Here is a 15,871-nt window from a genome sequence, read left to right as displayed (position 1 = left end):
CCGGCGACCGTCCCAGCACTCCACCACGGGAAACCACCGATGACCGAACGCACACCCAGGCCCGCGACCACCGGGCGGCCCCTCGTCGTCCACACCGCCGAGGAGCTCCGACGCGCCCTCGCCGACGCCGGACGCGTCGCCCTGGTCCCCACCATGGGCGCCCTCCACACGGGGCACCGCAGTCTCATGCGCATCGCCCGGGACCGGGCGGACACCGTCGTCGTCAGCGTCTTCGTCAACCCGCTGCAGTTCGGCCCCGGCGAGGACTTCGACCGCTACCCCAGGACGCTCGACACCGACACCGAGGTGTGCGCCGAGGAGGGCGTCGACGTCGTCTTCGCGCCCACGGTCGCCACCATGTACCCCACCGAGCCGATGGTCACCGTCCAGGCCGGGGCCATGGGCGAACTCCTGGAGGGCGCCTCCCGCCCCGGCTTCTTCACGGGCGTGCTCACCGTCGTCAGCAAGCTCCTGCACCTGGTCGCCCCCGACCTGGCGGTCTTCGGGCAGAAGGACGCCCAGCAGATCGCGGTCGTGCGGCGCATGGCCGCCGACCTCTCCATGCCGGTCGAGATCGTCGGCGCCCCCACGCTGCGCGACCCCGACGGACTGGCCGTCTCCAGCCGCAACGTCTACCTCTCCGATGACGAGCGCGCCAGCGCCCTGGCCCTGAACCGCGCGCTCGCCGCCGGGCGCGACAGCGCCGCGGACGGCCCCGCCGCCGTGCGCGCCGCCGCCCGCGCCGTCCTGGACGAGGCCGCGAAGGCGGTCCCGCCCGTCGAACTCGACTACCTCGCCCTCGTGGACCCCGCCACCTTCACCGACGCGCCCGCCGACTTCGAGGGCGAAGCCGTCCTCGCCGTCGCGGCCAGGGTCGGCTCCACCCGGCTCATCGACAACACGCCGGTCACCTTCCCCCCCGACCGCCCCGGCCGACGCCGTGACGGACGCCGGCGCCCTGTGACCGGCCCGGCGTCGACGGCACTTCCCGAGAGAGACCCCAGATGAGTTCACTCACCCAGACACGGCTCCAGGCGCCGGAGGCCTCGTGGTCGGTCGGCGCCGAGGTCGCGGTCGTCGGCTCGGGCATCGCCGGCCTGAGCACGGCCCTGCGCTACGTACAGCGCACCGAGCACGGCCGGGTCGTGCTCGTCACCAAGGACCGCCTGTCCACCGGATCCACCAGCTTCGCCCAGGGCGGGATCGCCGCCGCCATGGACCCCGAGGACGGGCCCGTCGCCCACATGGTCGACACCCAGCTGGCCGGGGCGGGCCTGTCCGACCCCTACACCGTCCACGTCATGGCCACCGAGGGGCCCCAGGCCCTGCGGTGGCTCATCGGGCTCGGCGCCGAGTTCGACCGCGGGGACGACGGCACGCTCGCGCTGACCCGCGAGGGGGGCCACCGCGCCGACCGGGTCGCCCACGCGGGCGGCGACGCCACCGGCGCCGAGATCCAGCGCGCCCTGGTCGCCGCCGTCCTGGCCGAGGAGCGCATCGAGGTCATCGAGCACGCCCTCGCCCTCGACGCCCTGCACGATCCCGTGACCGGGGCCGTCCACGGTGTCACCCTGCACGTCATGGGGGAGGGGGCGCGGGACGGCGTGGGCGCCGTCCTGGCCCCGGCGGTGGTCCTGGCCACCGGCGGCATGGGGCAGGTGTTCGCGGCCACCACCAACCCGACCGTCTCCACCGGCGACGGCCTGGCCCTGGCGGCGCGCGCCGGGGCACGCCTGCGCGACCTGGAGTTCATCCAGTTCCACCCCACCGTCCTCTGGCTGGGGCCGGAGTCGCGCGGCAGGCAGCCCCTCATCTCCGAGGCGTTGCGCGGCGAGGGCGCCTACGTGGTGGACGGCGAGGGGCGCCGGATCATGGAGGGCGTGCACGAGCTGGGCGACCTCGCGCCCCGCGACGTGGTGGCCCGCACGATCGCCCGCACCATGGCCGAGCAGGACACCGACCACGTGTACCTGGAGACCCGCCACTTCGGCGAGGCCACCTGGAAGCGGCGCTTCCCCACCATCCTGGCGTCGTGCCTGAGCCACGGCATCGACCCGCTGGAGCGGCCCATCCCGGTGGCCCCGGCCGCCCACTACGCCTCCGGCGGGGCCGAGGTGGACATCGACGGCCGCACCAGCGTCCCCGGCCTGTGGGCGGTCGGCGAGGTCGCCCGGACCGGGGTGCACGGTGCCAACCGCCTGGCGTCCAACTCCCTCCTGGAGGGGCTGGTCTACGCCGACCGGATCGCCGCACGGCTGGCCGAGGTACCGGAGCCGGTACCGGACTCGGCGGTGGCCGTCGGTGCGCCGGTTCCGTTGGTCGACGCCGCCTCGTCCGGCCGGATCCGCACCCTGATGTCACGCCACGCCGGCGTGCTGCGGACCGGCGACGGCCTGGCCGCGCTGTCGGACGAGCTGGACGCCATCGCCGCCGACCCGGCCGGCTCCGCGGACTCCGCCTCCACCGCCGGCTCCACCTCCACCTCGAACTCCGCCGAGCCCGGTGCCGGTGCCGCGCCCGGCACCGACTCCTGGGAGGCGACCAACCTCCTGACCGTGGCCCGGCTGGTGGCCGCCGCCGCCCGCCACAGGACCGAGAGCCGGGGCTCCCACCAGCGGGCCGACCACCCCGAGCCGCGACCCGAGCTGCGGATCCGGCCCGCCGTCGTCCGACTGGAAGGGAACACCCCCGTGACCACCGACGAGGACTGGACCCCGTCCCTGCCCCCGGAGCTCGTGGCCGAGCTCGACGCGATCACCTTCCCCCTGGCCGACCGCCGGGGCCGGGGGAGCGCCGTCCCCGGCGACGAGCCCCGGGCCGAGTTCACGCTGCCCTACACCTCGCCCCACCAGTCGCACGTGGACGTGGTGCGCCGCGCCCTGGCCGAGGACCTCACCGCCGGTCCGCGCATCGACGTCACGACCGTGGCCACGACGCCCGGGGACCAGGTGCGCACCGCGCACGTGGTGGCCCGCGCCGACGGCACGGTGAGCGGCCTCCCGCTGGCCGAGCTCACGTTCTGGCTGGTCGCCGACGGGGCGGTGGAGGTGCACCGGCCGGTCGCCGACGGCGACGCGGTCAAGCGCGGCGACGTGCTCATGACCGTCACCGCCCGCACCCGCGACCTGCTGACCGCCGAGCGCACCGCCCTCAACCTGCTCACCCACATGTCGGGCATCGCCACGGCCACGCGCACCTGGGTCGACGCGGTCGCGGGCACGGGTGCCGCCGTCCGCGACAGCCGCAAGACCCGGCCCGGCCTGCGCGCACTGGACAAGTACGCGGTGCGCTGCGGAGGCGGCGTCAACCACCGCTACGGCCTCAGCGACGCGGGGCTCGTCAAGGACAACCACGTCGTGGCCGCGGGCGGCGTCGGCGCGGCGGTGCGGGCCATCCGCGAGCGCTTCCCCGACCTGCCCCTGGAGGTCGAGGTCGACCGGCTCGACCAGATCGAGGACGCGCTGGCGGCCGGAGCCGAGGAGATCCTGCTGGACAACTTCAGCGTCGAGCAGCTCGCCGCCGCGGTGGAGCTGGTCGCAGGGCGGGCCCGGCTGGAGTCCTCGGGCGGGCTGACGCTGGACGTGGCCGCCGACGTGGCCCGGACCGGGGTCGACTACCTGGCCGTCGGTGCGCTCACCCATTCCAGTCCGGCACTCGATATCGCCCTCGACCTGTTGTGAAGCGCCCGATTGGTGGAGGATTCCCTGTGGATCTCCCGCCGAATCGGGAACACGCCACTTCGACGACCACGTCGACGACCACGGATGAGGCTCCCAGGATGCTGCTCGCGATCGATGTCGGTAACTCCGAGACGGTCTTCGGCCTGTTCGAGGCCGAGGAGCTGCTCGAACACTGGAGAGTGGGCACCGACACCAGACGCACCGCCGACGAGTGGTCGGTCGTGTTGCGCGGGCTCCTCGACGGCCGGACGGCGGGCGGTACGGACGACATCGACGGCATCGCCATGTGCTGCTCGGTGCCCTCGGTCCAGCACGAGATGCGGGACATGTTCCGCCGCCACTTCGGTGACGTGCAGGCCGTGATCGTGGAGCCCGGGGTCAAGACCGGGGTGCCGATCCGGATGGACAACCCCAAGGAGGTCGGCAGCGACCGGATCATCAACGCGCTGGCCGCCAACAACATCTACGGCGGGCCGGCCGTGGTGGTGGACTTCGGCACCGCGACGACGTTCGACGCGGTCAGCGTCAAGGGCGAGTACGTCGGCGGCGCGATCGCGCCGGGCATCGACATCTCCGTGGACGCGCTGTCCCGGCGCGGCGCCCAGCTGCACATGGTCGAGATCGTCCGGCCGCGGTCGGCGATCGCCAAGAACACGACCGAGGCCCTGCGCTCGGGCATCGTGTTCGGGTTCGCGGGCCAGGTGGACGGGATCGTGGACCGGATGGTCGCGGAGCTGACCAGCGTCCCGGACGACGTCACGGTCGTGGCCACCGGCGGGCTCGCGTCCACGGTGATCGGCGAGTGCGAGACCGTTGACGTGCACGAACCGTGGCTGACGCTCATCGGCCTGCGCCTGGTCTTCGAGCGCAACGCCGGCTGACCGGGGCCGCCACGGGGCCCGTACGGCCCTTGGCGCCCGCACCGCGCTCGGCGGCGGAACGGGGCCCGCGCGATCCGCGCGGGCCCCGTCGCGTGCGAGGGGTCCCCTCTCCCGGCGTCCGCTCCGCGGCCCGGTCCGGCACGGAGGCCGGGGAGCCGGGGAACCGGGGAGGGAACCGTCTAGGCGGGATCAGCCGCGGCGGAGGGCTCGGAGCGCTCCTCGCGCAGCAGGTCGGGTTCGAGGTAGATCATCCGGGCGATCGGCACGGCGGCGCGGACCCGCTCCTCGGCCGTGTCGATCGCGCGGGCGATGCGCTGCGCGTCGTCCTCGGCGTCGACCGCGATCTTGGCCGCGACCAGCAGCTCCTCCGGGCCGATGTGCAGCGTGCGCATGTGGATGATGCCGTTGATGTCGTCCACCCCGCCGATCGCCGACTCGATCTCGCGCACGTGCTCGCGGGTGGCGGACTCACCGATGAGCAGGCTCTTCATCTCCACGGCGAGCACGATCGCGATCACCACGAGCAGCACGCCGATGGCCGCGGTGCCCAGGCCGTCCCAGACCCCGTTGCCGGTGATCAGCGTGAGGCCGACGCCGAACAGGGCGAAGACCAGGCCGACCAGCGCGCCCGCGTCCTCCAGCAGGATGACCGGCAGCTCCGGGGACTTGGAGCGGCGGACGAACTCCACCCACGACGCCTTGCCGCGCACCGCGTTGGACTCCTTGATCGCCGTGCGCATGGCGAACGACTCCATGCCGATCGCCACGACGAGCACGACGACCGGGACCCACTGCCACTCCGTGATCGGATGCGGGTCGGAGAGTTTGTGCCAGGCCTCGTAGAGGGCGAAGAGCCCGCCCATGCTGAACAGCACGATCGAGACCAGGAACGCGTAGATGTAGCGCTCGCGGCCGTAGCCGAACGGGTGCTCCGGTGTGGCACCGCGCCGGGCCCGCTTCCCGCCGAGCAGCAGCAGGCCCTGGTTGCCGGAGTCGGCGACCGAGTGGATGCCCTCGGCGAGCATCGCGGAGGATCCGGTCAGCCCGAAGGCGACGAACTTCGTGACGGCGATCCCCATGTTCGCCGCCAGGGCCATGACGACGGCCTTCGTGCTTCCCTCAACGCTCACGGGTGATGTCCTGACTTTCGGTGGTGGGTGACGGGTGGGTTGACGCGCCGGGAGCCCGCGCGGTTCCGGTGCGGTCGGGCGTGCCCGGACCAGGGGCCCGGACTGGACGAGCGTACGGGAAGGCCCGGTGGCGCGGGTAGGATCGGGCGCGTGAATGACACGCACGACGACACCTACGACGACCTGCCCGAACAGATGCGGGTCCGGCGCCAGAAGCTGGACCGGCTGCGGGAGGAGGGTATCGACCCCTTCCCCGTGACCTTCCCGCGGACCACGTCGATCGGTGCCGTGCGAGACAAACACGAGGGCCTGGAACCTGACACCCGCACCGGTGTCGAGGTGTCCGTCGCCGGCCGCGTCATGCTCTACCGCACCGGCGGCAAGCTGTGCTTCGCGACGCTGCGCGACGAGAGCGGCGACATCCAGATCATGCTGTCCCTGGACCGAGTGGGCCAGGAGCGCCTGGACGCCTGGAAGGGCGACGTCGACCTCGGCGACCACGTCGGTGTCGAGGGCGAGGTCATCACCTCCCGCCGCGGCGAACTCTCCATCATGGTCACCTCCTGGACGCTGACGGCCAAGTGCCTGCGGCCCCTGCCGGAGAAGCACAAGGGCCTCACCGATCCCGAGGCCCGGGTCCGGCAGCGCTACGTCGACCTGATCGTCAACCCGGAGTCCCAGCAGATGGTCCGCCGCCGGTCGGCCGCCATCCGGGCCATCCGGGACGGGCTCGGCTCGCGCGACTACATCGAGGTCGAGACCCCGATGCTGATGCGGGTGCACGGCGGCGCCACGGCGCGGCCGTTCGTCACGCGCATCAACGCCTACGACATGGACCTGTACCTGCGCATCGCCCCCGAGCTCTCGCTCAAGCGTTTGGTGGTGGGCGGTCTGGAGAAGGTCTTCGAGATCAACCGGAACTTCCGGAACGAGGGCGCGGACTCCACGCACAACCCCGAGTTCACGATGCTGGAGTTCTACCAGGCCTACGCCGACTACAACGTCATGGCGGACGTGACCCGCGAACTCGTCCAGGACGCCGCGCGCGCGGTGTTCGGCTCCACCGTCGTCGAGCGCGACGGCCAGACGTTCGACCTGGGCGGGGAGTGGCCGAGGATCACCCTCTACGGCGCGGTCTCCGAGGCCCTCGGTACCGAGGTCACCCCGCGGACCCCGGTCGAGGAGGTCCGCCGCCTGGCCGAGGCCGAGGGCGTGGAGTTCGACCACGCCTGGGGCCAGGGCAAGCTGGTGGAGCACGTCTTCGAGGAGCTGGTCGAGCACACGCTCGTGCAGCCCACGTTCGTGTGCGACTACCCGGTCGAGACGAGCCCGCTCACGCGCCAGCACCGCGAGGATCCGCTGCTGACCGAGAAGTGGGACCTCATCGGCTTCGGCATGGAGCTGGGCACGGGCTACTCCGAGCTGGTCGACCCCGTCGAGCAGCGCCGGCGCCTGACCGAGCAGTCGCTGATGGCGTCCGAGGGCGACCCGGAGGCCATGCAGCTCGACGAGGACTTCCTGCGGGCCCTGGAGTACGGCATGCCGCCGAGCGGCGGGGTCGGTCTCGGTATCGACCGCCTGCTGATGGCCTTCACGGGCAAGAACATTCGGGAAACTGTCCTTTTCCCGATCGTGAAGCCCTCGGGGGACTAGGAGCACTCGGCATGGCCGCTCCTTGGCGAATCGGTGTTCCGTATTCACCGAAAGCGGTTGTCCGATAGGCGGGACGGGGCCGTCGCGCGAAAGCGCGGCGGCCCCGTCGCGTGTCGGCAATGGGGCTGGTCATCCGTGATATGCCTCACTGGCCGGACATAGTGGGCGTTCCGGGAGTCGCGGAGCGACATTTTGGGTCGGCAAGTCGACTACGGAGCCGTGTTCGGTCCCGAAGATTGTTTACGCAGGTCAGCCCCGCTGCGTGATTTCCCTGGTCGTTACCCTGTCACGGTGTGGTTTTGTGGAACTACGCATGGTGATTTATCGGGCCTTGACGGTATGTTCTCGGCCGCCTAGCGTGCTGAGGGCGGGCTTTGGTCCGCGAGTTTGCCGAAGTGGATCGAGAACGTCGGTGAGCGTGGCGGGACGATCGTTCCCCACGTGCGTGCGTGTCCCTCGACTGGTCTGTCCGTCCCAGACCGTGACGAAGCGACCGCACGCGACCCGTGTGTCCGTCGCACCCTCCTGTGCCAGAGGAGGGTGGTCCGACGCGACCCCCGGGGCTCCGGCCCGGAGCAGTGTCCGGGGGCGTCTCGACCGCACGGTGACGAGTTTGATGTTCCGCACTCACATGGATGAGGGAGGACGGAGTGGAACAGGCCACACTCGTACGTCGTACTGTCGAGGACCACCGAGAGAGCGTGGTTCCCCTGCAGGCCAGGTCCCGCGAGGCCACGCTCCCCGGCACGTACGCGTCGGTCGAGCTGGGTCACGAGGACCTGGAGTTGCTCGCCGAGATCGCCACCGGTGTCACCACCGAGGTGGCGGCACGGCACCTGGAGCTGAGCGCGCGGACCCTGCGCCGCCGCATTCGCAACATCTGCGACATGCTCGGAGTCAACACACCCATCGAGGCGGTCGTCTGGGCCGCTCGGCGCCAGCTCATCTGACGCCGGCCCGGTGACCACCGGGCGACACCACGGGCATACCGGCCCTGGCGCCGCGCGTGCGCCGCATCCACCGGAGGAAGAGCGTTCCGGTAGGTGTTGGCGAGCGCGTGGGCATAGTCTGGTCCGGTTATGCCCGTTCGTCATGTTCGGGTGCGTCGCGCGCGTACGAGCGACGTCGCCCACATCCGCCGCCTCGTCGACACCTACACGGTCGACCGCCGTGTCCTCTCCAAGAGCACGGTCAACCTCTACGAGGACATCCAGGAGTTCTGGGTGGCCGAGGCGGAGACCGAGGAGTCCGAGCGCCGTGTGGTGGGCTGTGGGGCCCTCCACGTGCTCTGGGAGGACCTCGCCGAGGTGCGCACCGTGGCCGTCGACCCCTCACTGCGCGGATTCGGGGTCGGCCACCGCATCGTCGCCGCACTGCTGGACACCGCCCGCGTACTCGGTGTGAGCCGTGTGTTCTGTCTGACATTCGAGACAGGATTCTTCGCCAAACACGGCTTTGCGCCGATCCAGGGCACACCCGTCTCCCCCCGTGTCTACGAGGAACTCCTGCGTTCCTATGACGAGGGCGTCGCGGAATTCCTGGACCTGGAGCGGGTTAAGCCCAACACGCTAGGGAACACGAGGATGCTCGTGTACCTGGACGGGGACCTCGGCTCGTAAAGGATTTCGGTCGTGGCACCGGACCTTACACAGCCGTACCGGTCGGTGACGGCGCTTATCCACACCGGGTGGTATGGCCGTGGAACGCGGCAGGTAATGTGTACCTGCGTCCGCCGGAGGCCCTCCCACACGTGTGGTGGCCCCGTACACGATTGGCGGGCATCCTGCGGTACCGCGTCCCGTGTCAAACCGGGGGCGTGCGATGTCTATGATGTCGGGTATGCGATTGCCAGGGTGGCCGACACGTCATCCCCCGGGGCGCCCCGACCCTCTGTCGGGTATTTGCTGCGATAAGTAACAACCAGGAAGGGTGGAGCCTCGATGGGTGACTTTTTGGCATCGATGCTTCCCCCCGGACTGATCGACGTATTGTCGGCGCTCATCCCTCCCGTGGTCGTCGCTACGGTGTTCTGTGCCATCATCCTCAAGATCCTGCGCCGCGAGATGGCGCCGAGGCGGATGGACGGAACCCTGGTCAGCGAGGACGCGGTAGAGAGCGGCGACAGCGCGGCCGAGGTCGAGCGGACCGAGGCGACGAACGAGACGCCGATTGCCCGGGCAGGGGAACGCACCGAATCCGATGGTCGTTGATAGAACCGTCCCCGTGACTTGAGCCCCCGCGGAGCCGTGAGCGGGGGCTCCGTGCGCGATCGGGCCACTCCGCGCCCCCGCGCGGCCTCGACGAGCCCGAAACCGGGCGCAGGGGCCGGGATGATTTCTGGCACGCCGGGAATTGTCTTCCGCGTTCCCGCGAGATAGCTTTATATTCAGGTGTGGAGACACCGCTCTTCTGAAAGGTAAGATTCCATGGCACAGAAGGTCCAGGTTTTCCTGGTCGACGACCTCGACGGCGGCGAGGCCGAGGAGACGGTGACGTTCGGTCTGGACGGCTCCGTGTACGAAATCGACCTGAGCGCGGGTAATGCTGCCAAGCTCCGCGAGGCCCTTACTCCGTTCGTCGAGGCGGCCCGCAAGGCTCCCGCCAAGGCCTCCCGTGGCACCGCCCGCCGCGGCAGCCGGAATGCGCCCAGCCGTGAGCGCAGCGCGGAGATTCGCGCGTGGGCCAAGGCCGCCGGCAAGCCGGTCAATGAGCGTGGGCGTATCCCCGCGGCGATCGTTGCCGAATATGAGGCGGTCAAGGGTTAGGGTTTGACCCCGGCCCCGGGGCGCCGAAATGTTGTCAGGTCTTGATCGAATATCGACCTTGGCCCCAGTGGTCCGCCTCGACCCGACCATCCCTGGCCCGCGCACGGGCCCTGTGACACGGGGATGAAGGGGATACCTCGGACGCTGGACGGCACGGGCCGGGCATCCGACCCCGGCGCGGCACCGATGCGCCCTGCCGGGGCCGGATGCTCGGCAACGCGGCATTCCCGGCTTTCCTCGTTCTGGAGGAGCCGGAAGAACGACCGGGGACGCTGCGCGCCCGCGGGAACGCCCCTCCGGTGGCCATGTTCGCTCAGAGCCGATAATCGGGCTTACGCACGTGCGGCCCGGGAACTCCGTGATGGATGGGAGTCCCGGGCCGTTCGCCTTCGGCGTACAGGGAAATCTGACGCGGCAATAGGTAGTTGGATGTTGGGTGAACGCCCTATCGTCGGGGAAAGTCTCTGGCACGGACGGCCGCGAGGTCGGCCAGGCCGGAGGCGCGTCCGGTCGGCAGCCTGTCGACCGGCGGGTGCGTCAGTGCTCCCCGGGGGCTGACATCCCTGTGGGGCCGATATGCGGAAGAGTTGGGTCGGCGAGAACCGTCCCTGCCTGACCGCTCTGTAGAGGAGCGACGAGACATGTTCGAGAGGTTTACCGACCGCGCGCGGCGAGTGGTGGTTCTGGCCCAGGAAGAGGCCAGGATGCTCAACCACAACTACATCGGTACGGAGCACATCCTGCTCGGCCTCATCCACGAGGGTGAGGGCGTCGCCGCCAAGGCCCTCGAGAGCCTTGGCATCAGCCTCGAAGCGGTTCGGCAGCAGGTTGAGGAGATCATCGGCCAGGGCCAGCAGGCGCCGTCCGGGCACATCCCGTTCACTCCGCGCGCCAAGAAGGTCCTGGAGCTGTCGCTGCGCGAGGCACTGCAGCTCGGCCACAACTACATCGGGACCGAGCACATACTGCTCGGCCTCATCCGCGAGGGCGAGGGCGTGGCCGCCCAGGTCCTCGTGAAGCTCGGCGCCGACCTGAACCGGGTCCGCCAGCAGGTCATCCAGTTGCTCCACGGCTACCAGGGCAAGGAGCCACAGGCGACCGGCGCGTCGTCGGAGTCCACGCCGTCCACGTCGCTGGTGCTGGACCAGTTCGGCCGCAACCTGACCCAGGCCGCCCGGGAGAGCAAGCTCGACCCGGTGATCGGCCGGGACAAGGAAATCGAGCGCGTCATGCAGGTGCTCTCGCGGCGGACCAAGAACAACCCCGTGCTCATCGGTGAGCCCGGCGTCGGCAAGACCGCGGTCGTCGAGGGCCTGGCGCAGAAGATCGTCAAGGGCGAGATCCCGGAGACGCTCAAGGACAAGCAGCTGTACACGCTGGACCTGGGCGCCCTGGTCGCCGGCAGCCGCTACCGCGGTGACTTCGAGGAGCGCCTGAAGAAGGTGCTCAAGGAGATCCGCACGCGCGGCGACATCATCCTGTTCATCGACGAGCTGCACACGCTGGTCGGAGCGGGCGCGGCGGAGGGTGCCATAGACGCCGCCTCCATCCTCAAGCCCATGCTGGCCCGCGGTGAGCTGCAGACCATCGGTGCGACCACGCTCGACGAGTACCGCAAGTACCTGGAGAAGGACGCCGCCCTGGAACGGCGCTTCCAGCCGATCCAGGTGGACGAGCCGACGATCACGCACGCCATCGAGATCCTCAAGGGTCTGCGCGACCGGTACGAGGCCCACCACCGGGTCTCGATCACCGACAGCGCGCTGGTGGCCGCCGCGCAGCTGGCCGACCGCTACATCAGCGACCGGTTCCTGCCGGACAAGGCCATCGACCTGATCGACGAGGCGGGCTCGCGGATGCGCATCCGCCGGATGACCGCGCCGCCGGACCTGCGCGAGTTCGACGAGAAGATCGCGGGCGTGCGCCGCGACAAGGAGTCCGCGATCGACGCGCAGGACTTCGAGAAGGCCGCGTCGCTGCGTGACGACGAGAAGCAGCTGCTGAACAAGAAGGCGCAGCGGGAGAAGGAGTGGAAGGCCGGCGACATGGACGTCGTGGCCGAGGTCGACGAGGAACTCATCGCCGAGGTCCTGGCCGCCTCCACCGGCATCCCGGTCTTCAAGCTCACCGAGGAGGAGAGCTCCCGGCTGCTGCGCATGGAGGACGAGCTGCACCGGCGGGTCATCGGCCAGGAGGACGCCATCAAGGCGCTCTCGCAGGCCATCCGCCGTACCCGCGCCGGGCTGAAGGACCCCAAGCGCCCGGGTGGTTCGTTCATCTTCGCCGGCCCGTCCGGTGTCGGTAAGACCGAGCTGTCCAAGACGCTGGCCGAGTTCCTGTTCGGGGACGAGGACGCGCTGATCCAGCTGGACATGTCCGAGTTCATGGAGAAGCACACCGTCTCGCGGCTGTTCGGCTCCCCGCCCGGATACGTCGGCTACGAGGAGGGCGGCCAGCTCACCGAGAAGGTGCGCCGCAAGCCGTTCTCCGTGGTCCTCTTCGACGAGATCGAGAAGGCCCACAACGACATCTTCAACTCGCTCCTGCAGGTGCTGGAGGAGGGTCGTCTCACCGACGCCCAGGGTCGCATCGTCGACTTCAAGAACACGGTCATCATCATGACGACCAACCTGGGTACGCGGGACATCTCCAAGGGCGTGGCCATGGGCTTCGCCAAGGAGGACGACGCCAACACCAACTACGAGCGGATGAAGGCCAAGGTCAGCGAGGAGCTCAAGACCAACTTCCGGCCCGAGTTCCTCAACCGTGTGGACGACATCATCGTCTTCCACCAGCTGACGGAGACGGAGATCTTCCAGATCGTCGACCTGATGATCACGGGGCTCGACACCCGCCTCAAGGAGAAGGACATGGGGATCGAGCTGCGCCCCGCCGCCAAGAAGGTGCTGGCGGAGCGCGGGTTCGACCCGGTCCTGGGCGCGCGGCCGCTGCGTCGCACGATCCAGCGGGAGATCGAGGACCAGCTGTCGGAGAAGATCCTCTTCGGCGACATCAAGGCCGGTCAGATCGTCGTGATCGACGCCGAGGGCGAGGGCACGGACGCCAAGTTCACCTTCAAGGGTGTGCCGAAGCCGGCCGAGGTCCCGGACACGCCCGCGGTCGAGGAGTCGGCCGCAGGCAAGAGCGAGTAACCCCGGTTCCGACCGGTGGTGCGGCGGGGCGTCCCTACGGGGGCGCCCCGCCGTCGTGCGTGGGGAGCGGGAGGGACGAGCGGACGCCGGCGCGGAATGGCCTAATCTGCGGGCATGACCTCACCTCAGGAACCCCACCCCCAGGGGCCGCACGCCCACGGTCCCCAGCAGCCCGGTCCGTACGGCGGACCGCACGGCCCCGCGCAGGGCGGCCCGGCGCCCGGGGCACCCTACGGCGGAGCGCCCGCGGGCGGGATGCCGCCCGGACCGTACGGCCCCGGGGCGGGCGGGCCCTACGGCGGGCCACCGCAGGGCCCCCACGGCCACTACGCGCCGCCGCCCGCCCCCCGAAAGAAGGGCGGGGGAGGCGTCATCGCCGCCGTCATCGGCGGGGTGGTCCTGGTCCTGCTCCTCGTGGTGGGCGGGGTCGTCGCGTTCGTCATGACGCGCTCCGACGGGGGCGGCGGAGCGCTCGCCGGCGGTGAGATCGAGGGCGTCCGGTTCTTCGATGAACTCCCCAGGGAGCACGTGCAGGAGGGGGAGACGGTCGACTACGACGGGAACCTTCCACCGGTGGGCGGGGAGCACTACCCGATCTGGCAGGACTGCGGGGTCTACGACGAGCCGCTCCGCGCGGAGTACGCGGTGCACTCTCTGGAGCACGGGGCGGTGTGGATCGGCTACGACCCGGCGCTCCCGGAGTCCGACGTCCAGGCCCTGGCCGACCTGTACTCGCCCGGGGACTACCTGCTGATCAGCCCCATGGAGGGCGTGGAGACGCCCGTGGTCGCCTCCGCCTGGGGAGTCCAGCTCCCCCTCGACGGCGTCGACGACCCGCGCCTGCCGCGGTTCCTGGCGGAGTACACGCAGGGCGAGCGGACCCCCGAACCGGGCGCGGCGTGCAGCGGCGGTTACTCGGGCGCCCAATAGACGCGTCCTTCGCGCCTTCCGGTGCATTCCCTCGTTCCTCGGGAATGCACCTCCAGGCCCTCCAGGACGCGTCGGCGCCCTCGCTCCTGCTTGCCTTGGGCCTCCGCTCGTTCCTCGCTTTGGCCCGACCCACCCCCCTGTGGTCCCCACGAGCACATCGTTCACGTTCCGACCCCCTTTGGTCGCCCAGAGCGGGATCGCTGGCCTCTCACCCCCTGGGGTTCACGTAGGCACGTGCGCGCACCTTCAACCCCATGAGCGCACGCTCAACCCCCTGAGCCTCGGGGACAGGGAGCTGAAGCCGCACGAAACGGCCCGACTCGGCCCCAGGGGGTGAGAGGTAGGCCGTTCAGCTATGCGGTGTGCAGGGGGTGTCGCGAGGGGTCACAGCCACTCAACTTCTGCGGGGTGAGAGGCGCACCCACGCGTCCACGCGAACCGCAGGAGGTGGAGGTAGGCCGTTCCGCCTGCTCCAGCCAGTTGGGGGTTGAAGCTGCACGACACGGCCTACGTTCACCCGAGGGGGTGAGAGGTAGGCCGTCGCGCTTTGGGGACCGCTGGGGGGTTCGCGAGGGGCGCGCCAGTGTTCTGCAGGCCGAGGGCGTAGCTGAAGCGAGGAACGAGCGCCAGCACGAACGAGGCCGAAGAACACTGGCTCCCGGGCGCCCCGAGCACGGGGCCAAAGCGAGGAACGAGCGGAGGCCCCCAGAAAAGCACAGGCGGAGGCCCCCAGAAAGCACAGGCGGAGGCCCCAAGCAAGCACAGCCTCAGTAGCCGGGGAGGGCGTAGCGGCCGTCGTCGAGGGGGTCCACGAGGCCGTCGGCCACGAGGGCGTCCAGGGCGCGCTCGCGTTGGACTCCGTCGTCCCAGACGGCGTCCAACGCGTCCTTGGCGACCGGGTGGGCGGAGGCGCGCAGGACGGCCAGCAGCCGTCCCCGGACCTGGCGGTCGGTGCCCTCGTAGGTCTGGCCGCGGCGGGGCGGCCCGTCGTGGGCGGGTCGTCCGGCCGCCTTCCAGGCGCACTCGTGCGCGATGGGGCAGTCGGCGCACGCGGGCGTCCGGGCGGTGCACACGAGGGCGCCCAGCTCCATCACGGCCACGCCCCAGCGCGCGGCGACGGACGCCTCGGGCGGCAGAAGGGACTCGGCCAGGGCCGTCTCCGCCTTGGTCTGGGTTTTCGGCGGGTACTGGATCCCGGTTTCGGCCCTCGCCAGGACACGACGAACGTTGGTGTCCAGAATGGCGTGCCGCTGTCCGTAGGCGAAGCTCGCCACGGCCGCCGCGGTGTACGCGCCGACCCCGGGCAGCGCGAGCAGGGCGGCGTGGTCGTCGGGGACCCGTCCGTCGTGCTGCTCGGTGATGGCCACGGCGCACGCGTGCAGGCGGAGGGCGCGGCGCGGGTAACCGAGGCGGTTCCACATGCGCACGGCCTCACCTGAGGGCTCTTTGGCCAGGTGGGCGGGGGTGGGCCAGCGTTCCATCCAGGCGCGCCAGGCGGGCAGGACCCGCACGACGGGGGTCTGCTGGAGCATGATCTCGCTGACGAGGATCGACCAGGGGGACGCGTCGGGAGCGCGCCAGGGAAGGTCGCGCGCGTGCGCCTCGTACCAGGCGAGAACGGCTGTGCTGTAAGGGTTTTCGCTCATCTTTAACGGATATCGGCGGGTTGAGTAGGTGGGG

Annotated in this window: 12 protein-coding genes; 10 read left to right on the top strand and 2 right to left on the bottom strand. The window is 70.5% G+C overall.

The genetic code is table 11. The annotated features are described in order from the left end of the window. Positions 1–39: 39 nt before the first annotated feature. From panC to HNR10_RS12250, 3 genes are all read left to right on the top strand, one after another. Entirely contained in the window at positions 40–1,008 is a 969-nt protein-coding gene (panC, locus tag HNR10_RS12260; RefSeq protein WP_179823249.1) for a pantoate--beta-alanine ligase, read from the top strand. Further along, positions 1,005–3,680, top strand: coding sequence for an L-aspartate oxidase (locus HNR10_RS12255; protein ID WP_179823247.1), 2,676 nt, complete (start codon positions 1,005–1,007; stop codon positions 3,678–3,680). The genes panC and HNR10_RS12255 overlap by 4 nt, the downstream gene beginning before the upstream one ends. A gap of 98 nt (positions 3,681–3,778) precedes the next feature. After that, positions 3,779–4,561: a type III pantothenate kinase gene (locus tag HNR10_RS12250; RefSeq protein WP_179823245.1), complete on the top strand. Its 783-nt coding sequence runs from the start codon at positions 3,779–3,781 to the stop codon at positions 4,559–4,561. A 179-nt stretch (positions 4,562–4,740) separates the two neighbouring features. On the opposite strand, the gene HNR10_RS12245 is transcribed toward HNR10_RS12250, so the two are convergent. Then, on the bottom strand, positions 4,741–5,691 hold the full coding sequence (locus tag HNR10_RS12245; RefSeq protein WP_179823243.1) for a cation diffusion facilitator family transporter: 951 nt from the start codon (positions 5,689–5,691) through the stop codon (positions 4,741–4,743). A gap of 150 nt (positions 5,692–5,841) precedes the next feature. Between HNR10_RS12245 and lysX the strand changes: the two genes are divergently transcribed. From lysX to HNR10_RS12210, 7 genes are all read left to right on the top strand, one after another. Next, positions 5,842–7,344, top strand: coding sequence for a bifunctional lysylphosphatidylglycerol synthetase/lysine--tRNA ligase LysX (lysX, locus tag HNR10_RS12240; protein ID WP_179823241.1), 1,503 nt, complete (start codon positions 5,842–5,844; stop codon positions 7,342–7,344). A gap of 650 nt (positions 7,345–7,994) precedes the next feature. Next, positions 7,995–8,294: a helix-turn-helix domain-containing protein gene (locus tag HNR10_RS12235; RefSeq protein ID WP_179823239.1), complete on the top strand. Its 300-nt coding sequence runs from the start codon at positions 7,995–7,997 to the stop codon at positions 8,292–8,294. Between the two features lie 129 nt (positions 8,295–8,423). Next, positions 8,424–8,963 carry an amino-acid N-acetyltransferase gene (locus HNR10_RS12230; RefSeq protein WP_179823238.1) on the top strand — a complete coding sequence of 180 codons (540 nt, stop codon included), beginning with the start codon at positions 8,424–8,426 and terminating at the stop codon, positions 8,961–8,963. 321 nt (positions 8,964–9,284) lie between these two features. Then, positions 9,285–9,554, top strand: coding sequence for a hypothetical protein (locus tag HNR10_RS12225; RefSeq protein WP_053617054.1), 270 nt, complete (start codon positions 9,285–9,287; stop codon positions 9,552–9,554). 216 nt (positions 9,555–9,770) lie between these two features. After that, a complete protein-coding gene (locus tag HNR10_RS12220) occupies positions 9,771–10,109 on the top strand; it encodes a histone-like nucleoid-structuring protein Lsr2 (RefSeq protein WP_053616982.1) in 339 nt (112 codons plus the stop codon). A gap of 641 nt (positions 10,110–10,750) precedes the next feature. Continuing rightward, a complete protein-coding gene (locus HNR10_RS12215; protein WP_179823236.1) occupies positions 10,751–13,261 on the top strand; it encodes an ATP-dependent Clp protease ATP-binding subunit in 2,511 nt (836 codons plus the stop codon). A 114-nt stretch (positions 13,262–13,375) separates the two neighbouring features. Then, positions 13,376–14,191, top strand: coding sequence for a DUF3105 domain-containing protein (locus tag HNR10_RS12210; RefSeq protein WP_246406194.1), 816 nt, complete (start codon positions 13,376–13,378; stop codon positions 14,189–14,191). A gap of 767 nt (positions 14,192–14,958) precedes the next feature. On the opposite strand, the gene HNR10_RS12205 is transcribed toward HNR10_RS12210, so the two are convergent. Continuing rightward, positions 14,959–15,837, bottom strand: a complete 879-nt coding sequence (locus tag HNR10_RS12205; RefSeq protein WP_179823234.1) for an A/G-specific adenine glycosylase — start codon at positions 15,835–15,837, stop codon at positions 14,959–14,961. Positions 15,838–15,871 lie beyond the last annotated feature (34 nt).

This window comes from Nocardiopsis aegyptia, from assembly GCF_013410755.1.
GTDB lineage: Bacteria > Actinomycetota > Actinomycetes > Streptosporangiales > Streptosporangiaceae > Nocardiopsis > Nocardiopsis aegyptia.
The sequence above is the reverse complement of the archived record's forward strand: the minus strand, read 5'-3'. Positions and strand labels throughout refer to the sequence as shown.